A 25,046-nucleotide genomic window follows, 5' to 3' on the forward strand; every position below is an offset into this window, starting at 1 on the left:
AGCTTAATTCACCCTAACTATTTAAATTATTCTGGACCATTTTAACAGCTAATTTCATTGCTTGCATTTGGGCACCAGGGTTAGCTATTCCTCTTCCCACTATATCAAATGCTGTGCCATGGGCGGGGGTTGTTATTACTACAGGTAACCCTCCACTGATAGTTACTCCCTTATGAAACCCTAGTAATTTCATCCCCGTTTGTACTTGGTCATGGTACATTCCAACTAAACAGTCAATTGGATTGTTTTGCAATCTCAGGAAAATCGTATCTGCAGGATAGGGGCCAGCTACATTTAATCCCTGTTGTTTAGCTTCATTAATAGCTGGGATAATTTCATCAATTTCTTCTCTCCCAATTAATCCTCCATCGCCTCCATGGGGATTTAATGCACATACAGCAATACTTGGATTTTTAAAACCAGCCCGTATTAAGTTGGCATTAGCAAATCTAATTATTTCACCAACTCTTTTCTTGCTAATTAACCCACTTACTTCTTTTATGGGTACATGGGAAGTTACACGGGTTACCCAAAGGTTTTCCATTACATTTATTTCTCCAAACCTTTCTAGACAATTAAACGTATCAGCAAAGAAGTGAATTTCATCATTAAAATCTAAACCACCCTTATGTAGTGCTTCCTTATTTACAGGGGCATATACTATTCCATCAAGTTTTTTATCCAAAGCCAATTCCAGGGCATACTTTAATGTTTCCCCAGTTATTTTTCCAGACTTTTGAGAAATAGTACCCATTTGAATAGTATTAGGATCAATGTTTTTTAGGTCAATCATCCAAATAGAAGCCTCATCAGTAATAATCTCATCAGTGGATTGGATTTTTTTATAAGGTATAGTTAGCCCAGCAATATCCTGACCCAGTTTGCATACTCTTTCGTCACCAATTAAAACCCAGACTGCCATTTGTCGTACTTCACTCACTTGAAGGGCTTTAATAATTAATTCAGGACCAATACCTGCTGTTTCTCCAAATAGTAATCCCATAACTGGCTTTCTTCTTTGCCTCATTATTCTTCCCCCTCTTACAGACATCCTCTACCCTGGTGCCACTTTATATTAGCTTACCTCTTGAATATACTTGCTTAATTCTTTTAAGATTAGTGCAGCTCTTTCAATATTAAATATTCCACACATACATGGCTTTGCCAGTTCAAGGGCTGCATCTTCTGCTGAAATACTTCCATTTCGTACTCGCTTAATCATATATTCAACTAACTGGGCAGGAACCATAGCGTGACCACACATGGTGGTAACAGTTAAAATGTCCTCAGGGGGTAAAAGTTCAGTATTGCCCCACATTTTTAGTGAACGATTTTCTGTATGGAGCTTCAAGCCTGCTTTTCCACAACATTCTTTTACAGATTCAAAAATCCCTTGAACAACTACAGATAATCCTAAGTCTGCCTCTTTTAGCGCCTTTAAGTAATTAACTAATTTCTCTTTATCACTAAAGCAAGCGGTTACAACAGCTCGATCTTCTATGGCATCTAAAAATTTTTCTCTGCTGCCATGCCACCATTCATTCCCTAATCTGGCATCTCCAACATTTACTGCTCCATGTTCAATGGCCATTTCCAAAAATTTTCTTAGTTTTGGTCCGGAGCCAACGTGATTTATGTCTTTTGATGGCATACATAAAACTACAAAGTCCTGCTCTACGCCAAATCTTCCTCCAATACGATGTAGTGAATGTGTCATAATTTAATCCTCCTGTATCTATTTTTATATTATTTAGCTAATGCAAGGGGACGCCCAAGGCCTACATTATTTTTTGAGTTTGGCCGATATTCAACTCCTAGCTCATCTAGGATAGGTAATACTGGGTTATTCATATTTTCATCTAGTTTACTGGCTACACATAAGCTGAAAACAGTGTTTATTTCTTCAGAAGCTTCTCTTAATTTTTCTATAATCTGCGGCAGTTTATCAAGGTCAGTTTTTATTTCAATAATTGCTGACAGGCACCTTTCTTGTAGTACTTCTTCTTTGAATTTACCTGTTTTTTTATCTTCAATTAGACTTGTAATTGGGTTTTGAGGCTCAAATTCGACATCTAATTCTGCTAATTTCATGGCAACTTTTTCTACTTCCACTAGAAGAGTTGATACTCCATGTCTTCCCATTTCAACACCTATACCAACTTCACCAACACCAAATCTAGCTGTTACTTCATTAGTTTTCATTTCTTCTGTACCACGGCCGGAAATTCCTGATTCTTCTGCAACTGCTAGTTCATCGCTCATTAAATTGCGAATAGTGCGAGGCCAAACAAGTTTTTGGCAATAGAGTGCATCTTCTTTACATCCGCTTTGGCGATAGCAATTGTAACACTCTACACATTTGTCCAGATCTACTTCATAATATTTTTTGCTCCTGTTTAAACTAATTGCATTCATTGGACAATAACGAGCACATTTACCACATTTACTGCATTTATCTCTTAAAATGATCATTTAAAAACCTCCTTGGTAATATTGGTAAAGCATTCATGATAAAGATTTAAAACTGCAACCCGCCCTCCTTTCGCAATATTAGCAATATTTTAATTATTAAATTAAAGTCTAGTCACTACCCCCTTTCGGTAAGTTTTTTTTGCAAAATAACAAATATAATGTAAATATATGTCTTAATTTATATTTTGTGGTGTATTTTTGTATACATTCAGAATTAAAAAATTACTTAACTTTTAAACAAAATAGGAGTTTGTGTATTTTTGTATACATAGTAAGCTTAAAAAAATGTGTGATTTGTTTGCCTAAAGTATTTAATAAAATTTTCTGCTGAAATTTACAAGGTGGGACATACAAACATAAGGTGCAAAACCAAATAGATATTAGTACGGCTATACCTGGGGTAATACCTGGGGTGTTAATAAATTATTTGCTTCACCTTCTAATCATCTTTGCTGCTAACTCGAGACAAAATAGTTCTTCTGGCTTCTTCTAAGTGCTCTTTCATACTTTGACATATTGCTTCATTATCTTTTCTTTTAATATTCTCAAAAATTCTTTTATGAGCTTCAAATGATTCTTTTGCCCCTTCCATACTACTTAAGCTTATGCTCCTGTAAAGGGCCAGATAATCCCTAAGGCCTATTAATATATCAAATAATTTATCATTATTGCTGGCATTAATTATAACATCATGAAATTGTGTATTTAGTTCAACTATTTTCTTGTAATTTTTTCTTTCTATCAGCAATTCATTTTCTATTAATATTTCTTCCATTTTTTTAATATCTTCTTCTGTGAAATTGTGTACGGCTTTTTCTACAGCATAAGTTTCTAGGAGAATTCTTAATTCAAATACTTTATTTATTTCTTCAGTAGAAATTTGCGATACCTTTACTCCGCCACCTGCTAGGTTTGTTAAAAGTCCTTCTTTTCTCAATTTATATAATGCTTCTCTAACAGGCGTCCGACTAACCCCTAGTTTTTTTGAAACTTCCACCTCTTTTAATCTCTCTCCAGAAGGGATTTGTCCATTAAGAATAGCACTTTTAATTGTGTTATAAACTTGTTCTGCTAAAAGAGATCTATTTGCATTTATTGGTTTCAAGGTATTGTTTAACATTGATCCACCCCTCAATAATTTAGCGCTACATTTTTAGTTTTTTTATTTCGTTTAATCTTATGTCCGTGTATACATGTATTCTTCGCAAGAAAAAAGAATCCTGCTAATTATTTAAATTTTTTAAAAATAATTTTGACTGGGTTTTTATATTAACCTTATTGCAAATTGGGGGCATGCTGGATAACAGTAACCACAAAGTATACATTTGCCATGATCTACTTCTATATTTTCATTGCCCAAATGTAATGCACTATTAGGGCATGCATCAATACATATGCAGCACTTTTCACAGAGAGAGTCTCTTACAAATATTTTCTTAGTGTTTTTTAACTTAGACAGCATGTCAAAGGTGATTACATCGCCATTAAATATTTTTAGGTTTAATTCCAGCTCCTCTTTTCTTATCATGCCTACAGCAATTGAGTGAATTCCTTTAGTATTCCTAACAAAACTAACAGCTTCAAGAAGTTCACCAACTAGGTTCCCTCCTGCTAGAGCTTTCATGGCGTAAAGACCTTTACCAGCTGCATGACATTTCTCAATAGCTTTAGCCATATCTGCAGCAGTACCATTTACTATTCCTCGACTGCTCTTATTAATCAATGGATGCACTATATCAATTTCAGGTACAGTTGATGCCAGCTCTGCTACCTTAACATTATGTGTAGCTATACCTGTGGCACGTACATGACCTTTTTGTTTGTAATCTAGTATGCATTGAAGGGCATCTCCCCTCTCATTAAAGACGTCAGTATCTGCTCTGGCTGCATGCAAGTGAAAAATATCGATTGCATCTCTCTTTAAAGCTTTAAGAGCACCCTGGATAGCGTCTTCCATACCCTTATAGTCCGATGCCGCTGATTTTGAAGCTATGACAACTTCTCTTGGAAACCCATGAGTTCCCCTTAAAATATGTTCATAGGTTCCATATAATTCAGCCGTATCTATAAAGTTAATTCCCATCTCTAGTGCATGTCTTATTAAAGCTCCTCCTTCTTGCGAGGAGATATTTGCCTGTATAGGCCCCATTGGTAATAAGCCAAAGCACAGCTCAGAAACTGTTATATCTGCTAAACCGAGTTTTTTGTACTCCATTGTTTTCCTCCATTAAAACGGCTATATACAAAACACCTGTGCAATTTGCACCACGCCTTTGTGTATCCATGTATACATTATTCTCTGTATAAATCAAGAATCCTGCTTTATTTGGAAAAATTTTAATAATTAGTACAAAAATCCAGCAGACTATAGGGCCTACTGGATTTCTAAGGAGGAGGTTATTTGTCAAGGGTCTTTGCTAAAATTTCAAGTGAATATTTGCCGCATACTTACTAAAATAGTTATATTGATACTAAAATCCTAAATCTAAAAGCTTTCTAATAAACAACCATAACCATGTATTTTTTCGTGTACTCCTGATAGTCTTAAGCAATCCCAAAAGGTTGCTTGTATTGCCGAAATTACTGGTTTGTTAAGGTCCTTTTCGAGAGTTTTTATTATAGGAATACTTCTAATACCTGTACATGCAATAAATATCCCATCAGCATTTTCTACATCTGTACTTTTAGCTAAATTATAAACAGTTTCAAGATCCTGCCTGTTTATATCATAGTCTTCGATCAAACCTAATCCAGCTAAATTTAATACCTTAAAACCCTTTTCCTGCAAATATTTTATTGCTCTTAAATTTATTTCTTCAACATAAGGAGTTACCACCGCTAACTTATTGACTTTTAATTTATCCAATGCCTTGCTAACAGCACTTGCAGTGGTAGTACATGGTATCCCATTAGTTACTTCCTCCATGCTTCTTATCAGGTTTTTATCATATTCTGACCCATTTATAAAGCTTCCACTAGTACATCCTAATACTATGACATTTAGTGGAGCCGTCGCCAGTAATCGTGCCGCCTCAATGGAAGCTGCTGCTATCTCAGTTACCCCTTTAACATCTACGGTTTTTAATTCAACCCTTGTGGTATGAATGGAAACTCCTTCTGGCGCCATTGCATAAAATTCTGGTTCCATTACCCAACCAGAAGCAGGATAAATCAAACCTATTTTAGCTCTCCATCCATATAATTTATCTTGCATTGCTTAAATCACCTTCACTACCAATTATTTTATAGAAAGTCTTTCGTGGCATTAACAAAGGAAGATATATTTACATTATTTCCACTTATAATAGTAACAACATTATCCCCAACATTTTTAACGCCTTTCTTTAAAAGTGCAGCAACCCCCGTGGCTGCAGCCCCTTCCACAACCATTTTATGGTTTTTAAAAATATAGGACATCCCTTGAGCTATTTCTTCTTCAGAAACAAGTACAAATTCATCAATATATTTTGCCAGCATACTAAAGGTATATTTATTTTCTTCACCCAATCCACCCAATAAGCTATCCGCTAAAGTATCTACCTCATCTAGTGCAACCTGCTTACCTGCTTTTAAGCTATGATACATTACTGCCCCATTTTCCATTGATACCCCTACAACACGAATGCCAGGTATCAGGGTCTTTACGACCAATGCAATTCCGGCACATAAACCTCCACCAGATACAGGAACTATAATTGTATCAATATTGGGCAATACTTCTATAATCTCAAGGCCGATAGTTCCCTGACCTGCAATTACAAAGGGATCATCAAAGGGCTCAATAATAGTTAAACTTTTTTCTTTTGCTAGCTGATAGCAATATCTTTCTGCTTCATCCTGACTTTTTCCATATATCTCAATGTTGGCACCTAGTTTTTTTAGAGAATTGACTTTAACATCAGGCACACGACTAGATATGCATATATAAGCTGGAATAGCAAGCTTTTTTGCCATGTATGCCACAGCCAAACCATGGTTGCCTGTGGAAAAAGTTGCTACTCCTCTGCTTCTTACATCTTCTGAGAGACTCAAAATTTTATTTGCCGCCCCTCTAATTTTAAAAGCACCAATTTCCTGCAAATTTTCAAGTTTAAGAAGTATAGATTTATCGAAACAGAGAGAAAGCTCCTGTGAAGCTATTAATGGGGTTTTTACAACAAAGGGCTTTATCCTTTTATGAGCTATATATACATCACGAATATTAGGATAGTTAAGTTGATTAGAAGGTTTTGCATTATTCATTCTTAGCCTCCAACAATTTACTCAGTTTAAGGTTAGTGATATAGATAATTTAAGGATATTATTTTTTAACTGCTATAACATCGATCTCTATTAGAGAGTTTCCTGGAATACCACTTTGAACAGTGGTGCGTGTTGGATATGGCTTTGTAAAATATTGGCCATATACTTCATTATATCCACTAAAGTCATTTATATTTGCCAGGTGACAGTTAACCTTAACCACATCATCCATTGTGCAGCCAGCAGCTTCAAGAATTCCCTTAATATTCTCCATAACCTGCCTAGTTTGAACCATAATATCCCCCTCCACAAGCTCATCTGTTCCTGGTTTCTCAGGGGTTTGGCCGCTTACAAAAACTAAATTGCCTGCAATTAATGCTGGTGTATAAGGTCCTGCTGGTACTGGCGCACTTTCTGGATGGACCGGTATTTTATTCATTATATAACACTCCCTCGTACATTATTTAAAAATTCCAGCTGCATAAAGAGAAAGTGCAGGGGATTTTCTCCCCTGCTAAATTCATATTTGAGGGGATAGTTACCTCAATGCTTCAACTTCTTGAACCAAAAGGTCCAATATTTCCTTTCCTCTTGGTCCCGCAATGCTAACAAACCTTTCTCTTGCAGGCATACTAGCTTGTCTGAATAAATCCCTTTCCTCTTCTGTTAATTCGATAACATTTAAACTGGGCCGTGCTGCCTTCATGGCCTCTAGTCTTTCACTATTTAAACGCTTTTGAACTTCAAAAACATATTCATTGCATTCCTCAACTGCTTCAGCAACTATATTTTTAAGCTCATCAGATAATCCTTCATAAAAATCTGTGCCTGCAGCTAAATAGGCCACAAAGGTATCCTGCTTAGAAAGCATTATATAGTCCTGAACTTCATAAAACTTCATTTCCTCAATTGCAAAAAGTGGATTAACCTGCCCTTCAATCAAACCAAGCTGCAAACCGCTATATACTTCTAAGTATGGCATTGGAGTTGGGTTAGCACCATATGCTTCATAAGTAGCAACAATTAAAGGTGATTGCATTGTTCTCATCTTAAATCCTCTAAAATCATCTGGTGTTCTTAGAGGCTTATTGGCAGTCCACATCATATAACCCTCTGGGAACCAGTCTAAAACTTTAAGACCATGTTCTAAATGTAAATCATTAAGCCTTTCAATAGCTTTACTTGTATTCAGTATTTCACGAACCTGCTCTTCATCATCTGGCAATAAAAAATGCAGATAGAATAATTGTGTCTCTGGAATTGTAGTTCCAATATTTCCAGGGTTAGTTAATACAAATTCTAATACCCCAGATTGAACAAACTCAATATGCTGAATTGCATCTCCAATCTCTCCCACTGGATAAACTTCAACCTCTACAGCTCCATTAGTTTTTTGTTCAATTAACTGCTTAAATCTTTGAGCATATTCATCCTGAACACTACCTGGAATTTCTTCATGGGCAATCTTCCAAACCTGTTTTTCTATTTTGTCACTACCACCTTTATCAGCTTGTTGACCCCCACCGCAACCTGCCAGAAGTAAACCAATCATTAGGAATAAAGCAAGTAAAATTATACTTTTTTTCATTAATTCCACTCCTCTCCTTTTTTAAAAAAGTCAATATCATCTTAAAACATCCTACCTAATACACTAAAAACACCTGTGTGAATATCACCTCCTTAATTAAATAATGGAAAGATGCAATTTAATTCTCTTTTTGCAAAAAACTCATTGCAGTTTTTACATGAAATTCAACACCTAGAGGTAAAACATCCTCATCTATATTGAAGCATTGATGATGCAACGGGTAGTCTGTCCCCTTATCCTTGTTTCCAGACCCCAAAAAATAGAAGGCACTAGGAACCATCCTGCTAAACTCGGCAAAGTCCTCTCCTGCCATGCAGGAGTAATTTACAATTTTAGTTGTATCACCCAAAATATCTTTAGCAGCATTTACAACGAATTCTACTATTTTCGAATTGTTTAATAACGCTGGGTTACTGGGAATATACTTCAAGTCATATTTAGTTCTGGCAGCATGACATATTCCGGTTATGATTCTTTCAAATCTATTCAGAAGCTGCTTTTTTTCTATCTCTTCATTTTCATATAAGTACCTAATGGTACCTCCTAGCTTTACATCTCCAGCTACTATGTTTCTTGCAGTTCCTCCATTTATTCTTCCAAACATAATAGTTGTTGGGCTCAGTGCACTTACCTCTCTTGTTTGTATGGTCTGCACCATTTGAATAATATTTGATGCAGCTATAACAGGGTCAATTGCCTCTTGTGGCGAAGCTGTATGGCCGCCCATCCCATAAATTGTTAATTCAAATTCCTCTAATGCCGCCATAATTGGCCCTGATGTAATACCAATTGTTCCACTTGGAATATAAGGCCAAAGATGGATGCAAAGGGCAGCATCAACTGGCGGATTATCAAGCACTCCTTCTTTTATCATATCTAAGGCTCCTGCAGTCTCTTCATTTGGCTGAAATATGAATTTAATATTCCCGTTAATCTGGTCCTTGTATTTTGATAATATTTTTGCAGCCACTAAAAGCATTGCCGTATGCCCATCATGTCCACAACCATGCATTTTCCCGTCATATTTGGATTTATAGGTTACATTAGTCATTTCTTGCAATGCAAGGGCATCCATATCAGCCCTTAACATAACTGTTTTTCCATGTTTCTTTCCCTTAAGAAGACCTACAACACCGGTTTTGGTTACCCTTTGAACTTGTATTCCACAGCTCAATAGATAGTCTGATACTAATTTGGATGTCCTGTACTCCTCATAACCCAACTCAGGATGCATGTGTATATCCCGCCTAATATCAATTAATTCTTTTGTGTACTTAGCAACATCGTTTTTATACATTCAAAATTCCTCCCTGCTAAGTAGTTAAATATTATCTAAAAGCCCAATCTCTAAACAGCAAGGCTATTTCCGGGAAGAAAATCATAATAGCTGATACAATAACATACATAATTATGTATGGTAATGTACCTCTAATTACTTCCATATAAGATTTGTCAAATATGGCACAAGCTGTGAAAATATTGCATCCAAAAGGTGGCGTTGCAGAACCAATGGCCGCCTGTAGTGTAACTACAATACCTAAATGTATGGGATCAATTCCTGCCATCATTGCTGATTTAAAGAAAATTGGTGTTAGGATAATAATTACGATCAACTGATCAACAAACATACACCCCACGAAGTAAAAGATTGTAACCATCAGCAATACCCATAAAGCAGTTGGATCAGGGCCTAATACATTGGCAGTTATCATTTGAGGAATTCTTGCAAAAGATATTACCCAGGAAAAAGCTGCTCCCGCTCCTACAAGGATAAATACAGCTGCTGTAATTAGCCCAGTTGAAAGAGCTATGTCGGGAATCTCCTTTATTTTCACTGATTTGTAAACAAAGACTTCTAAAATCAAGGCATATAAAACTGATGCTGCTGCTGCTTCAGTTGGACTAAAAAAACCTGTATAAATCCCACCAATTATTATTACTGGAAAACCAAAGGGCAATAAAGCTTCTCTAATTGATTGAAACCTTTGCTTCCATGTATATTTAGGGGTTACAGGTATGTTATAATGTCTTGCAGCAAAATAGTTGTATATAGAAAAAATTAATAAAATTAGCAATCCAGGGCCTATTCCAGCTATAAATAATTCACCTACTGATGTACCAGTTACAACTGCATACATAATCATTACAATGCTTGGAGGTATTAGAAGAGCAATGTTACTGGAGTTAATTATTAAAGCATATATATCTTTTTCTCTGTAACCTGATTCAAGCAATTTAGCATGCATTGGCCTGCCAATGGCCACTACGGTAGCCTGTGTAGATCCAGAAATAGAACCGAATAATGTACAAGCTGTAGCGGTAGTAATTGCCATTCCACCTTTAATATGTCCTACAAATGTCTCAACAAAATAAAGTACTCTCTTTGCAATCTGTCCTGCACACATTATGTCAGCAGCAAAGATAAACATAGGTACAGATAGAAGAACGAAGGGTTGAACTCCCGCTATAAGATGCTGGGTCATTAAATGTGGATTTATGTTGGGAAAATATAGTATTAATACTGCTAATGGGGCCAGCATCATGGATATCATCATTGGAAAGCCCATGAGTAACAAGACAAACATAATTATCAGTAAAGTTAGTACCATGGTCTTACTCCTTCCTTCCAAAAGTTACTTATTACATTTAGTTTCCAAACTACATTGAGTTTCCAGAGCTAAAGGTTTATCTGTTCCTATATAGATTTCTTTTTCTCTTAGGTTTAGTACAAAGTTTATTAGATACTGTATTCCAGCAAGTAGAAAGCCTGCGGGAATAAAGACTACCATGAAATAGGCAGGAATTCTTAAAGCCGGAGTAACTCTACCAGTACCTATTACAAATTTCATATACGTAAATCCTAAATACGCAAAATATAGTAACGTAACTGCTGTCGCTAAAGATATTATAAGAATTAAAACTTTTTTAGCTTTGATTGGTACAGCATCAAAGACAGCAGACATTCTAATATGCCTACCATTTCTTGCAGCATAGCTAACTCCTATAAAAGTGATGATAATAACCATTAATTGTCCCACTTCTTCAACAAAAGTCCAGCTGCGATTGAATATAGATCTGCTCAATACATTGCCTATCAAAACAATGGCCATAGCGATTACAGTATAACTAAGTAAAAATGCTTCAACTTTTGCCAGATACCTATCAATTTTTTTTAAAAAACTCAATGAACCCCTCTCCTTTGAAATTTAGTAAACAGTACTTAACAACTATCATACTTTTCAATTTTTTCAAATTATCCCAGGGGTCTTTCTGGGAGGACCTATCAGCAGGACCTCCCATCCATTTTTTTACTTTATAAACAATTGACGCGGGAAGTTTGCAAGGGTCTTGGCACCAGTTTCAGTGATCCTAAATGATTCACTTATCTCAACTCCCCAGGTGTCATACCACATTCCAGGAATCATGTGGAAGGTCATATTGGGTTGGAGAACCGTTTTGTCTCCCGGCCTGATGCTTGCTGTATGCTCACCCCAGTCAGGTGGATAGTTTAGTCCCATGGAGTATCCAATGCGTGATTCTTTTTCCAAGCCGTATTTATTTAGCACCCTTCTCCATGCTAGTTCCACTTCCTCACAAGTTGCACCTGGCTTGGCTGTATCTAGGGCCACATTTATTCCTTCAACAACTATTTCAGCTGTCTCTGTAACTTTTGCCGGAGGTTTACCCAAAAATACTGTCCTGGCTAAAGGGGAATGATATCTTTGATGACAGCCTGCTATTTCAATAATAACTGCATCACCATCTTTATATCTGGAATCTGTCCATGTTAAATGGCATGCTCCTGTTTTTTCTCCTGATGGCATTAATGGTACTATAGACGGATAGTCTCCACCAAATTCAGGCGTTCCTGTTATTTGGGAATAATAAATTGCCGCAGAAGCATCGCATTCTCTTACTCCCACATTAATAGTATCAATGGCTGTTTGCATGGCCTTTTCTACTATCTTCCCTGCCCTTTCCATAAGGGTTATTTCCTCATGGGATTTAATAATACGAACCCAGTTTACAAGTAATGTTCCATCTGTAAATTTAGCATTTGGTAAACCTTTTTTTAGCCTTTCATAACACAAAGCCGTAAAGTAGTATGCATCCATTTCAACTGCAATAGTTTTATCTCCAAGCCCTCTTTCTTTTAATAGGTTAGCAACATAATCCATTGGATGCTTCACATTACTTTGAACATGATCATCGGAATATCCCTTAATATTTTCATTTGCTAACCATGTGGTAAACTTGGCACTTAAAGCATCCATATAACGACCTGCCCAAATAGGTTCAGTTTCATCTAACGCTACTATCACCATCTGATGCACATAAAAAGACCAAGCATTATATCCTGTTAAATAACACATATTAGCAGGATCTGTAATTAAGAGTACATCTATCCCCTTACGGGACATACTATCTTTAACCTTAGTAATTCTTTCCATATACTCAGTTTTGCTAAATGGCAACATAGTAATTTACTCCTTTCATAGGTTAAAACCAATATTTTACACAAAGTCCTTCACAAAACTTATTTACCCTCGCTTTTTGGCTGATAACCAAAATATGTGGACACTTTTAAGGTTGCTTTTGCCAAGGCTTCTTTAATATCCATTATTTTAGAAAAATTTAGACGTATTGATGGGCCACTCATACTAATAGCCGCAATAATATTATTAGAGTTGTCACGTACGGGCATTGCAATGCAAGATAAACCCAAGCAGAACTCCTCATCATCTATGGCATACCCTTGCTCACGAACCTTTTCTAATTCTTTGATAAGCCCTACCATTGATGTAATAGTATTTGGAGTTAAAGGTTGTAACTCATCAGAACCTAAAATGCTATAAATAGTTTCTTTGTCCATTTCAGAAATTAAAACTTTTCCTAAACTCGTACAATGGAGAGGCTCTCTTTCACCAACATGTAGGTTTACTGTCAGCCTTGTTTTTGGGTCATATTTGGCAATTATTACTATTTCATTTTTAACCCTAACACCTAGATTAACAGTGACTTCATATTCATTGCATAAATCTTCAAGAATTTTTTTATCAAAATTATATAGATTACGCTGCCGCGGAACCACATTACCCTTCTTAAATAGCTCCCAGCCAAGTCGATATCTGTTATTCTGGGGGATCTTTTCTACATATCCATAGGCAACAAGAGTATCTAATATTCTATGAATTGTGCTTTTGCCCATACCAAGCTTATTGCTTAATTCTGTAATTCCTAACCCGTCTGCTGTTTCTGTTGATAAGTACTCAATTACTTCTAACGATTTCTCTAAAGTTTGCACAGGGTACTTTGGATTATAAGACATATTTTTTTCTAATTTTGCCATTACATTAACCTCCATAAATTATTTATTTTACAAAGATTATATCATTCTAAATATAAGACAGCCATTCTAATTTGTGCCAGGGGGTTAACCAGCCTTTATCTAGTCCATTCTTATACCCTATGCTTATTTTCCTAGTAATGACATGGATGTTCTAAGGTGCATCTCTACTCCAAGGGAAAGGCTATCCTCATCAATGTCAAAAAGTGGATGGTGATGAGAATATGTTGTTTTCTTGGCTTCATTGCCTGTGCCAATGAAGTAAAATACACTTGGCACCTCCATGGAAAACTCTGAAAAGTCTTCACCTGCCATACTTACAAAAGGAACTATATTCTCTTTTCCAACTACTTCCTCAGCAATACTCTTTACAACTTCCGTTAGTTTAGCATCATTTGCTAACAATGCACTACTTGGAATAAAGTCCAATTTATAGCTAACCCTGTATGCCGAACAAACGGAACCAACTATTCTTCTAAATTTGTCCTTTATACTTTCATCTTGATTGTCCTCATGAAGGTACCTAATGGAGCCTTCAATTTCTACTTTTTCAGGAATAATATTTGGACCTGTACCTCCGTTTATTTTGCCAAACATGATAAGTGTAGGTTTTAATGCTCCAATCTCACGAGTTTGTATTATTTGCACACTTTGAATAATATTAGCTGCTGCAATTATTGGGTCTATGGCATTTTCAGGAATAGCCGTATGTCCACCTTTACCAGTCAAGTCGATTTTAAAATTATCATGACCACCCATTACCGGTCCTGCCGAAATCCCTATTGTACCGCTTCTCAAAGGTGTCCACAGATGAATTCCAAAGGCAAAATCAACATCCGGGTCAAGCATTACCTCTTCCTCAATCATTTTTCTAGCACCAGCATCCTCTTCATTTGGCTGAAAAACAAATTTTATATTTCCATGCAGCTGGTCCTTATATTTAGTCATTATTTTTGCTGCTACAAGCAGCATTGCCATATGTCCATCATGGGCACAAGCGTGCATTTTCCCCGGACAAACTGATTTGTAAGAAACATCCTTTTCATCTTCAATAGGTAAACCGTCCATATCAGCTCTTAGTAAAAGAGTACGTCCAGGGTTATTTCCTTTTAAAATACCCACCACACCTGTTTTTGCTAGTGTTTTAACTTCTAATCCAATACTTATTAGATAGTCGGAGATTATTTTTGATGTTCTATATTCTTCAAATCCTAGCTCAGGGTGTTTATGAAAATCTCTTCTTAGTTCAATCAGTTCATGAAGAAAACTGTCTATTTCTTTTTTTATATCCATTAAAATAACCCCCGATTATTAGTTTAGCTTTATGGTTGGAGGAGGGTTTCTTTTTATGAAAGTCATTTTCTTTCATAATTAAGAAACCCTTTTGTCTATTATTTAAATACTATACCCATCCCCTTGCTTTCATTGCCTCACTAATCTTACCTAATGCATTTGCCCATGCAGCTACTCTAAGAGAAGGATTATTTAGCTTTTTGCTAGTTTCTATTCCTTGATTATAGGCTTTCAAAATACGTTCATGTAATCTGGTCTTAACAGTATCTAAATCCCAATACATATCGGTAAGTCCTTGAATTCTTTCAAAGTGGCAGACAATAGCTCCACCAGAGTTAGCAATTACGTCTGGTACAATATAGATCTCTTTTCCAAGGAGAGTTTTTTCTGCTTCTGGAGTTATAGGTCCATTTGCACCTTCTACAATTAGTTTAGCCTTAATATCTTTTGCGTTGCTTTTATGGATTACGCTCTGAACTGCAGCGGGAATTAAAATATCACAGTGCGCTGTTAACAACTCATCGTTGCTAATAACCTTAACCCCAGCGAAATCTGCTACTGTACCTGTTTTTGCAACATGCTTATCCAGCTCATCAATGTTTATTCCACCTTCAGAATAAACACCACCATTTATATCGCTTACAGCAACAATCTTATATCCCTCATCAAATAATAGCTTAGCAGCAATAGCACCAACCTGTCCGTATCCCTGGACAGCAACTGTTGAGCCTTTGCTTAATCCAAGATCTTTTATGGCCTGTACAGTTACATAAAAGACTCCCAAACCAGTAGCTTCAAAGCTGCCAACAGTACCATTTAGAATCGTGGGCTTATCATTTACAGCAGCTGGACTATGATAACCCATTATTTCCTCGTACTCATCCAGCATCCAGCCTTGAGTTTGTGCACTGGTACCAATATCTGCTCCTGGGACATCTACCCAAGCACCTTTTACAGGTAATCTGCGCATGTAGGCACGAGTTAGTTTTTCTAGTTCATTCTTACTTAATTTACTGGGATCTACCACTATTCCACCTTTTCCGCCTCCAGCAGGAATATCAGCAACAGCATGCTTAATTGTCATCCAAAAACCCAAGGCCTTAACTGTGTCTGGATCTAAATTTGGAACAAATCTAGTTCCATCCTTGGTAGCTCCTAAGGCGTCATTATATTGACATCTGTAAGCAGTAAAAATTTTCACTTCTCCATTATCCATCTTTAAAGGTATGTTAAACTCAGTAATTCTTTTTGGTTTGCTTAAAATTGCAACTACATTAGGATCAACATTTGCTGCCTCGCTGGCGCTGTATAAGCTATTTAGCGCAGTTTCAAAAGGGTTGCTCATTAGATTCTTCCTCCTTATTTTTAAAATTTACTAAGGTCTAGGAATTGACAGGTCTTCTTTATAATCATTGAAAACAAGATTATATTCACTCTTTTCACACCATTCTTTTGCAATAACTGCATACTTCATTTTTAGTTTAACCAATTCATTTAAATGGTCTGGTGAAGCCCAAGCATTATAAATATCACACTCATTTTTACCAGGTTCAAATTTGAAGTATACAGGAGCACAAATTCTTGCAATTTCATCTGCCTCAACGTATCTCTGAAATCCTCCCATAGAATCAACCAAGCTCATATATACATCCATGGGAATCTTAGTTGCACTTCTAATAGAAGCAAACATTGCCAAAGATAAATCTGCAAGAGGATTAAAACTGTCAGCTCCTAATTGCTCTAATAGCTGTCCTCCTACTGCATTGCCATGACCTGCAAATACGGAAACCTTAAATTTAACATCCTTTGGAATTACTCCGTCTATTCTCATCTTATTAAGTAGATTTAGCAGGCCTTCATCAGTAATTAAAAATCCTCTTATACCCGCCTCTAGACATCTATTAAATTCCTTAAGCCACATATATAAATTATCATGGCCCCTTAAACGCATTCCTGACACATATCCTTCAGGAGTTATATACTGCCTCCCTAAATCCCAGCCCCTACTTGGCAGGGCATTCAACATTACTTCTATGTTACTATCTGATGCCATTTGGGCATAATACCTCAACTCCTGCCAATCCAGCTTTGCAGAACCACCTACAGTTCCGATCACCCTGTGAATGGGAATTTTGCGTTTGTCTATTTCCTTAATTAGAATCTCGAAGTTTTCTGCGCACTCTATACCTGTAATCTCCATTCTGTAATGCGCTCCACCTTCAAAGGTCAATGGTGATGAAGGCAAATCATGCCTATCCTTCAATGGAAAATCAGTTTTGTTTTCAATAAATCTAGTGATATTTTCAAAAGTCATAGTTCTAGCCTCCTTAAAATTATAAAAACTTAATTTTGGCATATATACAAGTTGCTAAAGGCTACATTTATTTCTATTAAACATCACCCCTTTGAAGCCGAATAAATAGAATTTAAATTTTTATATTTTCCAAACATTATTCATAAAGTAGAGCAGTTTACATTTTAGTGATTTTAAAAATAAATACTGCTTTACTGCACTATTTTGTTTTTGTTCCTATTTTTAGAACAGTGTTTTATGTATTTTGTAATTTTGAATATTCAACATGATTTCTGAATCTCCTGCTAACTTTTAAAAAATTTTTCTATTATTTTTATATATTGTTCTTATATTTAGAACATCTTACGCTTTTTGCTTTGATGCTGGCAAAAACCTGTCTTTTTCAGGATAAAAATAAGCAGTGTTAACAATTCCAGAAAACATTGTTCTGTTAAATGGAAATTCTTCGCTGGAAATAATGGAAATAATAAAAAGACGTCCACAAGCAGCAGGATTTTACCTGCATTTGTAAACGTCATTTCATCTTACCCATATTACATTTTTTCAAGCTAAAAGCTTAAGACTTGCCAAAACGACTTATATAGCCCATTAAAACATTGGAGGTGTTATGGCGGATAGGAAAACCAGTTCTTTATCCCCCACGTTCTTAAGAATATGCGGGACAGCACTGTGATAGTAGATGGAATCTCCCTCTTCAAGAACATAGGTGTCACTGCCTACTGTAATTTCCATTGTTCCTTCCAGCACCACAATACATTCCTCACCTGGGTGAGACAGGGGGGTTTCACAGCTGGCAGCTCCTGGCTTAAGCCTGGCTACCATTATTTCCATGCTCTTCTCCAGGTTAGGAGATAGGAGCTCATAAGTTAGATTTGATTCTGGAAGCTGCAAAACCTTTCTTTTGTCTTTTCTTATTACGGGACTAGTGTCATCAGGCTCTAATAAAAAGAAAAAGATTGGCACATTCAGGGCACCAGAGATTTTTCTCAATGACGTAATAGAGGGCTCTGTCAAATCCCTTTCCACCTGACTTAAAAAACTTGGTGTTAGACCAGTTTTTTCTGCCAGATCCCTTAGACTCATATCCTTTTCAGACCGAATTTTTCTGATTTTTTCACCCAGCATAAATCTTCCTCCTTGCAATGTACGGCGACACACCTCTATTCTAAAGTCAACCCCTGCCTGGGAGAAAATGTCGCCAATTCTCTTTCAACAACATGGTCAAAGCCAAAATCAGTCCTAAAATTTGTCGGTGCTATTTTATTTTATACTTTTATATTTTCAATTTTAAAGTTCTCTCAACGCAAGCTGACAGGATGGCCTCTAGCACACCTCCAGCAACTGCCCTTGCTTTATCTGATACGGTATAACAGTGCTCCCTTGATGCCCTTGGATCAATATCTCCAATTTTCATGCCCATACTCACCACTAATCCAGATTTGAGCAGGCCCCTGAGAATGCCAGTTATCTCAGCCTTTACTGCAATATTATTTACCTGACCAACAACCTCACCTTCTTGAACAAAATCACCAATTTTGTGGTTAGAAATAAATACCCCACCAGCAGGTGCCCTTAAAAGTCTCTTTAGGCTTTGGCCGCCAATCTCCCCCGGAATGCCGGTGTTTGGCCGGGCAGGGCCCTCGTAGATGACCCTTCCAAGGTCATGACCTCGCATGGTTTCTATTACAGCTTTAACATCAACTCCCGCAGTAAAACCAGGCCCAAGTCCAATGGTAAGGGGCGCCTGCCCCAGGGAAGTTCCTGTATTTTTCTTGGCAAGTATAGCATCCACTAGAACCTGGGGTTGAATCCTCTGAACAGAGAAGCCATGGGGGTCTATAATAACTGGGATCTCTTTGCTGTCCCAAATGGGGTTTAGATCAGTATCTATATCTACCAATCTTGCAGTAATGCCCTCAATTGTTACACTGCCCTGGTAGACAGCTTCTCCAAAGGAAACAGTTCTGCGAACCATTGTAGGCTGGGCAATTTCAGTCATGATTACATTAAAGCCACTTCTTGTAAGGCGATGGACAACCCCTGATGCAATATCCCCTGCTCCTTTTATAAGAACTATCATTTTAGTTCCCCCATTTCAATCATAACACTCATAATCCAATCATTTCATATGAAACCGTTAATCTGCCAATGAGCAGATTAAAGATTAAAAAGCTCTATCGTTTAACAGTTATTATCATGTATGGGTCATTCTTAAAGGATGTGATGAGCACCCTTTCTATAATAACTGACATGGAAAAAATTTTTTCAGCAATATTAAAGCCATTTTTTATATCCTCTAAGGTATCAGCCTGGTTTAGAACAGGCACACACCTGTATTCTGACCTGTAATAACCCTTCTGGCTGGTTAAAACCATGGCAATGGCTTCTGGGGTGATTAATTCTCCTTCTTGCAAGCCTGTTATCGAAGATACCCTCTGTGGCCGGTGCACATATTGGTTGGTTAGGGGCTTTCCTAGAACCTCAAGGCCAACAACACAACAGAGAATATCTGTCTTTTCAGGTATTACAGGCTCATGGCCGGCAGGTGCTTTAAAGCTCTTTCCAGCAGCACCATCAGCCTCTACCAGGGCATAGGAGGAAAGGGTCTTTAAAATATCCACTTGCTCTGGTGACAGGCCAACAACCTTTCCTTCACCATTTATTTCCCTGCCTAAATAAATAACTCCCGGGCCTTTTTTTGCTTTCAATAGTGCCTTTTCTATAGCATCCCTGCAAGATTGCTGGTCAATTAACAGTAAAGGCTCTAATCCTACAGGCGGAAAAATCCTGGTGGTGGTGGTTACAATAACAGGTTTTGCCTGCCCAGCCAGTTCCCTGGCCAGAGTTTGCAAAAAGGTTGTTTTGCCGCCTGCACCAACTGCAGATACAATATTTCCTGATTTTACTTCTAAAGCTTTCTTAATGGTTTTCAGCACGAGTTAACATTCCCCATATATTTTAATTATATTTTAACAGATATTAAACAAGAAGTCTCCTTGTTCAATGTAAAATCAGAACAATACCTGAAGAAGCCAGTAAAAAAGGCCAGAACTTATGAAGGCCTGACCTAGCTCTTGATATTTAATACTTTTAATTTGTAATACAGTGTGCTTCTAGGAATGCCTAGTGCCTTGGCAGTCTTGGATTTGTTGCCTTGAAAATCCTCTAGTGTTTTTAAAATCATTTGTCTTTCTGTTCTTTCTGTTTCTTCTATCAGGCTTGAAGCAAACTCGTTCTGCTGAACTATCCTGTGCCCCTTAATTTCTTCAGGCAGGTGCTCCCTCTTGACTATTCCGTCCTCTGCCAGAATTACAAACCTTTCAACAACATTCCTTAATTCCCTTACGTTTCCAGGCCAGGAGTAATTCAACAGAATAGTCATTATCTCAGAAGAAATATCCAGGGGTTCTTTTGAATACAGGGTGCAAAACTCCTTTATAAAGATAGATACCATATCAGCTATATCTTCTCTTCTCTCCCGTAAAGGTGCAATGTCCAGGGAAACCACATTCAAGCGATAATAAAGATCCTTGCGAAAGAGACCTTCTGCAATCATTCCCTCCAGGGCTCTATTGGTAGCAGCTATGACACGAACATCAGCATGAACAGGCTCCCTGCCTCCCACCCTGTAAAAGACCTTGTTTTGCAGTACCCTTAGAAGCTTAACCTGCATATCAAGCTGCATTTCTCCAATTTCATCGAGAAAAATAGTTCCATTGTGGGCTAGTTCAAATTTACCCGGCTTGCCCTTTTTATCTGCCCCGGTAAAAGCCCCTCCACTATAGCCAAAAAGCTCGCTTTCAAACAAAGTAGCTGGGATAGCACCGCAGTTAATCACCACAAAGGGCTTGTCCTTGCGGCTGCTCTCCTGATGAATGGCTTCAGCAAACAGTTCCTTGCCTGTTCCACTTTCACCTCTTATTAATACAGAGGCATTTGTAACTGCAACCCTTTTGGCCATATTGACGGCGTCCTGGAGCTTTTTGCTTTTGCCAATTATTTTAGAAAAGGGATTCTGGTTTTCCCCAATTTTGCTTATTGCCTTTTCAAGCTTCCTAACCTGGGAGCTGGCTTTTGTCAATTCCCTGTGGAGGTAGACAGTTTCAGTTATGTCCCTTTCACTTGACACACTGCCAACCACCTCTTCACCAACCCTGATAGGCCTGGCATTTATGAGCACATGGGTGTCATGGCATGGCTGGTGGTATGCATCCTTGTAGTTTTTTGTTGATTGTCTTGCCTCTGTAACAACTAGATTTGTGAAAAAAGAGTTGATTTTTTTGCCAAGAATCTCCCCACTTTTTATATTATACAGGGACTGGGCCTTGTAATTCCAGCCAGTAACATTATCGTCATTGTCTATTATGGTTATTGCTTCATTTACAGTTTCCAAAACCGCCTTTAAAATCCCCTCTGTAACCTTTATTTTTTCCCACATCATGGGTATTAAATCCTTTAATATTATTATTCCCTCTGGTCCCTTTTCATCCTCCACAAGGAGGATGCCATTTTCTCCTAAAACTCCAATAAGTGAAATAATATCCTCCAGGGCAGCTGTTGCCTGCACTGGCAGTATGTTTTTCGTCATTATCCCGGCAGCGCTCAACCCATGATGATTTTTGGCCAGTGAAAGTATTTCTTCCCTTGGTATTAAGCCCATCTCTTCACCTTTTATCAATGCTGCTGCCCATTGACTTTCCTCAAGTTCTTTTTGCAATTCCTCTACTGTCATATCTGGAGCAACCGTCACTATGGGCCCCTTCATAATATTACTAGCCGCCAGATCCTGGACACTAACCAGCGCCATGCAATCACCACCTGTCAATTTAAGAAAGTTCACCAGTGTCTAATATTCGACATTTTTAAGTAAATATCCTTTAAATAGATGTTGCCAGATTAGTAATACTATCCTAGAATAAAAGTAACAATTCTGCCTTACCAAGAAGGGAGTGTCTTTAATGGCGTCAAAGGAACCAACTAAATTGCTGCAGGAATATTATCTTCCTGATAATGAACAGGATATCACTTCTGCTGTATATAAAGCTTTTATCATGTTTGCTGTTTTTACTCTATTATGCATATTCCTTGTCCTGTATTTTAGCTAAAGGGAGTACCAACGGTACTCCCTTTAGCTTTATTTTACCTTAACTATGTAGTAGCTGAGCAACATTATAACCATTCCTTATGAATTCTTCTGATTCTAACAAGCACTTACACATCTCCACAATATCCTTGTCAAACTGTCTGCCGGCTCCAGCCTGGATAACACGCAGTGCTTCTAGTGGGGTTTTAGTTTTTTGGTAGGGTCGTATAGATGTCATGGCATCAAAGGCATCAGCTATGGAAAGTATCTTTGCATCCAGATGTATCTCAGATTTCTTTAGTCCAAGGGGATATCCCTTTCCATCTACCCTTTCATGATGACCTCCTGCAATAGGTGCCAGGTCCCTAAGATTTGTAACCATACTCAAGACTTCTGCGGTATTCTTGGGATGCAGCCTGACAATATCAAATTCCTTATCTGTTAGCTTGCCAGGTTTATCTAAAATATATGAAGGCACAGATATTTTGCCCACATCGTGGAGCATTCCTGCTATTAAAATTCCTTCTACCCTCTCAACAGGCAATTCCATTACATTGGCTATGGCAGCTGAATATATCGCCACCCTATGGGAATGCCCAGCTGTATATTTGTGTTTGGTATCAATAATGGAAGCCAGGGCAAAAGCAGTTGAGTTATGGTCAATGTCCACAGATAATGCAACATGGTTTAGCTTTTTCTTGATTTCATCCTCCACCATTTGCTCATCTTTTAGGGTTTCAAAGAATTCTGAGCTCATAGTCTCTTCAAAAGCCAGGAAAAGGTTAGCTGAATATATTTTATTTATATACTTTGCCATTCTCCCTATTATATCCCCACGGGCATCCCTTGGATAGAATCTAACCATAATATCAAAAACATCTGCTATACAGATTATCTGCCCACCTATAGAAATATCTGAACCCTTTTTATTATTAGGATATCCTGAACCATCCCAGTTTTCGTGGTGATCAAAAATAGCCTTGCTAATCACCGAAAGGCCAGGTATAAGCTTAACGATTTCTGCTCCATTTTTACTGTGGGAAATTATTAGATTTTTATATTTGGGATTTGGCTTTAGTGTTTGATGCACAATATGATCATCAAGGCCTATAGCACCAATATCATGAAGCAACCCTCCATAAAAAAGATGATTACTATTGGGAATATTTAATTTTTGAGCAACTGCTAGAGAAATTAATCCGGTTCTCCAGGCATGATAAAGCTTGCCGCTGCAGTCCATATCTAAGGCAAGAGATAGGGCAGCTATTAATTCATTATATATGATTGAATTCTTTCTGTTCATGCGGCACCTCAAGTACTTAAAAATTAACAGTTATTATTTCACCTATAAGATTGGATATTCCTCCTATAGTTTATAAATTAGATAATTATTTCCTCAAATAACACTAAAACACCAGATATATAATAGCTTAAATTTATTGTAGAAAGCCAAACTACAGATAATAAAACAATTTTTAATTTAAGGTTGCTTTAAAACAATAATTTGCTTTATATTAAAATTTTTAGGAGGTAAGGAAATGGCTAAAAGTAAAAGTACAACCACTAGCTGGGTAGTTACAGGATTAGGTGCAGCTGTTACTGGTGTAGGAGCTACTGTTTTAGGCGGGACAGCTTTGGGTGCCGGGGTAGTAGGGTTTGGCCTTGCCCATATTACCCTTGGAGTTCTTGATATGTACAGGCCAACCATTAGAAAAAACAGCTAAAAGTCAGGTATTATTTTACCAACTTACGTTAACACTAGAGAGGCTAAATTAGGAGGTGACGATTAAAATGCGCGTAAAAGTTGACGATGATCTTTGTATCGCTTGTGGCGAATGCATTGATATCTGTCCAGAAGTTTTTGACTGGAATGACGATGGAAGTCTGGCAATCTCAAAAGTTAATGAGGTGCCTGCTGACGAAGAGGAATGTGCGAAAGAAGCGGTGGAGTCTTGCCCAACAGAGGCAATAAAGGAATTTTAATGGTTAAACCCGACATTTACTGTCGGGTTTAATTTTAGCCCCATTTATCCTTTTTAACATGAACCTCTATTTCTGCTAGAGAGTTCTGTTTTAATAATTTCGCCTGTTCCTTTAGCTTTGTGAAATAGCCTAAACATCCAGGGTCAAGATTAATCTCAACCCCGCGTTCACCTATAGCTTCCAATTCATCTAATAAATCTATAGAGGTCATTAAAAGATGATTAGTTTCCCTGGCTCCAACAATTTTTTGTTCTGCAGCTTCCTCTAGCCTGCTAAACTTTTCCTTTGGAGCACCACACTTAGGGCATTTTTCAGGTGCATCTTCACCCTCGAAGATAAAATTACAAACTGAACACTTCCACATTATAAACCCACCCTTACTTATAGTTTCTCCTCAAACCTTCTTCAACTTATGTTCCGCAGCTTGGGCATACTGTAAAAGGTTCTCCCTCATAGCCACAGCTTTCACATTTGGTTCTTTTCTCTTGTTGTGCTTCCTGACAATTGCAACCTTCACACATTTAAAATACCTCCTTCCTCGTGATAATTTATCGGCTTTGTAAAAACCAACGCCTTAACAGTTATAGCAATAGGGTTTCCAATTCCTTGCTAAATTATTTTACTTATAGATATTATCTTTTTTTTGGAAAAATCCTACCTTGGATTGATTTCTTCACAAAAAATTAACATCTAGGTCCAATTATGCAATCACCAGATTAATAAA

General features: G+C 37.3%; 27 protein-coding genes. 3 read left to right on the plus strand and 24 right to left on the minus strand.

The features are described from left to right. Positions 1–13 precede the first annotated feature (13 nt). The 21 genes from K364_RS0114695 to K364_RS0114800 form a co-directional block, all read right to left on the minus strand. On the minus strand, positions 14–1,027 hold the full coding sequence (locus K364_RS0114695) for a 4-hydroxythreonine-4-phosphate dehydrogenase PdxA (protein WP_028308650.1): 1,014 nt from the start codon (positions 1,025–1,027) through the stop codon (positions 14–16). A gap of 48 nt (positions 1,028–1,075) precedes the next feature. Further along, positions 1,076–1,717 (minus strand): hypothetical protein, encoded by a 642-nt coding sequence (locus K364_RS0114700; protein WP_028308651.1) that lies wholly within the window; start codon positions 1,715–1,717, stop codon positions 1,076–1,078. A 29-nt stretch (positions 1,718–1,746) separates the two neighbouring features. Continuing rightward, positions 1,747–2,472 carry a DUF362 domain-containing protein gene (locus K364_RS0114705; protein WP_028308652.1) on the minus strand — a complete coding sequence of 242 codons (726 nt, stop codon included), beginning with the start codon at positions 2,470–2,472 and terminating at the stop codon, positions 1,747–1,749. Positions 2,473–2,911: 439 nt separating this feature from the next. Beyond that, entirely contained in the window at positions 2,912–3,592 is a 681-nt protein-coding gene (locus tag K364_RS0114710; RefSeq protein WP_028308653.1) for a GntR family transcriptional regulator, read from the minus strand. A gap of 144 nt (positions 3,593–3,736) precedes the next feature. After that, positions 3,737–4,687, minus strand: coding sequence for an aldo/keto reductase (locus tag K364_RS0114715; protein ID WP_028308654.1), 951 nt, complete (start codon positions 4,685–4,687; stop codon positions 3,737–3,739). Between the two features lie 270 nt (positions 4,688–4,957). After that, on the minus strand, positions 4,958–5,686 hold the full coding sequence (locus K364_RS0114720) for a maleate cis-trans isomerase family protein (protein ID WP_028308655.1): 729 nt from the start codon (positions 5,684–5,686) through the stop codon (positions 4,958–4,960). Positions 5,687–5,715: 29 nt separating this feature from the next. Then, entirely contained in the window at positions 5,716–6,714 is a 999-nt protein-coding gene (locus K364_RS24305; RefSeq protein WP_035269597.1) for a threonine/serine dehydratase, read from the minus strand. Between the two features lie 58 nt (positions 6,715–6,772). After that, positions 6,773–7,153, minus strand: coding sequence for a Rid family detoxifying hydrolase (locus K364_RS0114730; RefSeq protein WP_028308656.1), 381 nt, complete (start codon positions 7,151–7,153; stop codon positions 6,773–6,775). A gap of 99 nt (positions 7,154–7,252) precedes the next feature. Next, positions 7,253–8,302, minus strand: coding sequence for a TRAP transporter substrate-binding protein (locus K364_RS0114735; protein WP_028308657.1), 1,050 nt, complete (start codon positions 8,300–8,302; stop codon positions 7,253–7,255). A 118-nt stretch (positions 8,303–8,420) separates the two neighbouring features. Beyond that, the gene (locus K364_RS0114740; RefSeq protein WP_028308658.1) at positions 8,421–9,599 is read right to left on the minus strand and encodes a M20 metallopeptidase family protein; all 1,179 of its coding nucleotides are present in this window, start codon (positions 9,597–9,599) and stop codon (positions 8,421–8,423) included. A gap of 31 nt (positions 9,600–9,630) precedes the next feature. Beyond that, the gene (locus K364_RS0114745) at positions 9,631–10,911 is read right to left on the minus strand and encodes a TRAP transporter large permease (RefSeq protein ID WP_028308659.1); all 1,281 of its coding nucleotides are present in this window, start codon (positions 10,909–10,911) and stop codon (positions 9,631–9,633) included. A gap of 24 nt (positions 10,912–10,935) precedes the next feature. Then, entirely contained in the window at positions 10,936–11,487 is a 552-nt protein-coding gene (locus tag K364_RS24310; protein ID WP_051534103.1) for a TRAP transporter small permease, read from the minus strand. A gap of 123 nt (positions 11,488–11,610) precedes the next feature. After that, entirely contained in the window at positions 11,611–12,780 is a 1,170-nt protein-coding gene (locus K364_RS0114755) for a M24 family metallopeptidase (RefSeq protein ID WP_028308660.1), read from the minus strand. Between the two features lie 59 nt (positions 12,781–12,839). After that, the gene (locus tag K364_RS0114760) at positions 12,840–13,652 is read right to left on the minus strand and encodes an IclR family transcriptional regulator (RefSeq protein ID WP_051534104.1); all 813 of its coding nucleotides are present in this window, start codon (positions 13,650–13,652) and stop codon (positions 12,840–12,842) included. Between the two features lie 123 nt (positions 13,653–13,775). Beyond that, positions 13,776–14,942 carry a M20 metallopeptidase family protein gene (locus K364_RS0114765; RefSeq protein ID WP_028308662.1) on the minus strand — a complete coding sequence of 389 codons (1,167 nt, stop codon included), beginning with the start codon at positions 14,940–14,942 and terminating at the stop codon, positions 13,776–13,778. Positions 14,943–15,051: 109 nt separating this feature from the next. Continuing rightward, on the minus strand, positions 15,052–16,287 hold the full coding sequence (locus tag K364_RS0114770) for a Glu/Leu/Phe/Val family dehydrogenase (RefSeq protein WP_028308663.1): 1,236 nt from the start codon (positions 16,285–16,287) through the stop codon (positions 15,052–15,054). Positions 16,288–16,317: 30 nt separating this feature from the next. Continuing rightward, complete coding sequence (locus K364_RS0114775; RefSeq protein WP_035269600.1) at positions 16,318–17,256, minus strand: hypothetical protein; 939 nt, start codon at positions 17,254–17,256, stop codon at positions 16,318–16,320. A gap of 588 nt (positions 17,257–17,844) precedes the next feature. Then, a complete protein-coding gene (locus K364_RS0114785) occupies positions 17,845–18,381 on the minus strand; it encodes a helix-turn-helix domain-containing protein (RefSeq protein ID WP_028308665.1) in 537 nt (178 codons plus the stop codon). 148 nt (positions 18,382–18,529) lie between these two features. Next, positions 18,530–19,336, minus strand: coding sequence for a selenium-dependent molybdenum cofactor biosynthesis protein YqeB (yqeB, locus tag K364_RS24315; protein WP_051534105.1), 807 nt, complete (start codon positions 19,334–19,336; stop codon positions 18,530–18,532). A 94-nt stretch (positions 19,337–19,430) separates the two neighbouring features. Then, positions 19,431–20,192, minus strand: a complete 762-nt coding sequence (yqeC, locus tag K364_RS24320) for a selenium cofactor biosynthesis protein YqeC (protein ID WP_051534106.1) — start codon at positions 20,190–20,192, stop codon at positions 19,431–19,433. Positions 20,193–20,323: 131 nt separating this feature from the next. Then, positions 20,324–22,063, minus strand: a complete 1,740-nt coding sequence (locus tag K364_RS0114800; RefSeq protein WP_051534107.1) for a sigma-54-dependent Fis family transcriptional regulator — start codon at positions 22,061–22,063, stop codon at positions 20,324–20,326. A gap of 151 nt (positions 22,064–22,214) precedes the next feature. On the opposite strand from K364_RS0114800, the gene K364_RS26750 reads away from it, so the two are divergent. Beyond that, positions 22,215–22,361 (plus strand): hypothetical protein, encoded by a 147-nt coding sequence (locus K364_RS26750; RefSeq protein ID WP_156946489.1) that lies wholly within the window; start codon positions 22,215–22,217, stop codon positions 22,359–22,361. A 39-nt stretch (positions 22,362–22,400) separates the two neighbouring features. On the opposite strand, the gene K364_RS24325 is transcribed toward K364_RS26750, so the two are convergent. Continuing rightward, positions 22,401–23,642: an HD-GYP domain-containing protein gene (locus tag K364_RS24325; RefSeq protein ID WP_051534108.1), complete on the minus strand. Its 1,242-nt coding sequence runs from the start codon at positions 23,640–23,642 to the stop codon at positions 22,401–22,403. A gap of 235 nt (positions 23,643–23,877) precedes the next feature. Between K364_RS24325 and K364_RS0114815 the strand changes: the two genes are divergently transcribed. Both K364_RS0114815 and K364_RS0114820 read left to right on the plus strand, forming a co-directional pair. Further along, positions 23,878–24,063, plus strand: coding sequence for a hypothetical protein (locus K364_RS0114815; RefSeq protein WP_028308667.1), 186 nt, complete (start codon positions 23,878–23,880; stop codon positions 24,061–24,063). A gap of 67 nt (positions 24,064–24,130) precedes the next feature. Then, the gene (locus K364_RS0114820; RefSeq protein WP_028308668.1) at positions 24,131–24,322 is read left to right on the plus strand and encodes a ferredoxin; all 192 of its coding nucleotides are present in this window, start codon (positions 24,131–24,133) and stop codon (positions 24,320–24,322) included. Positions 24,323–24,356: 34 nt separating this feature from the next. Here the strand turns inward: K364_RS0114820 and K364_RS0114825 are convergent, their stop codons facing one another. Both K364_RS0114825 and K364_RS27630 read right to left on the minus strand, forming a co-directional pair. Continuing rightward, entirely contained in the window at positions 24,357–24,686 is a 330-nt protein-coding gene (locus K364_RS0114825) for a rubredoxin-like domain-containing protein (RefSeq protein ID WP_051534109.1), read from the minus strand. 30 nt (positions 24,687–24,716) lie between these two features. Beyond that, positions 24,717–24,839: a hypothetical protein gene (locus K364_RS27630; protein ID WP_277995596.1), complete on the minus strand. Its 123-nt coding sequence runs from the start codon at positions 24,837–24,839 to the stop codon at positions 24,717–24,719. Positions 24,840–25,046: the final 207 nt, after the last annotated feature.

Source organism: Desulfitibacter alkalitolerans DSM 16504 (assembly GCF_000620305.1).
Classification (GTDB): Bacteria; Bacillota; DSM-16504; order Desulfitibacterales; family Desulfitibacteraceae; genus Desulfitibacter; species Desulfitibacter alkalitolerans.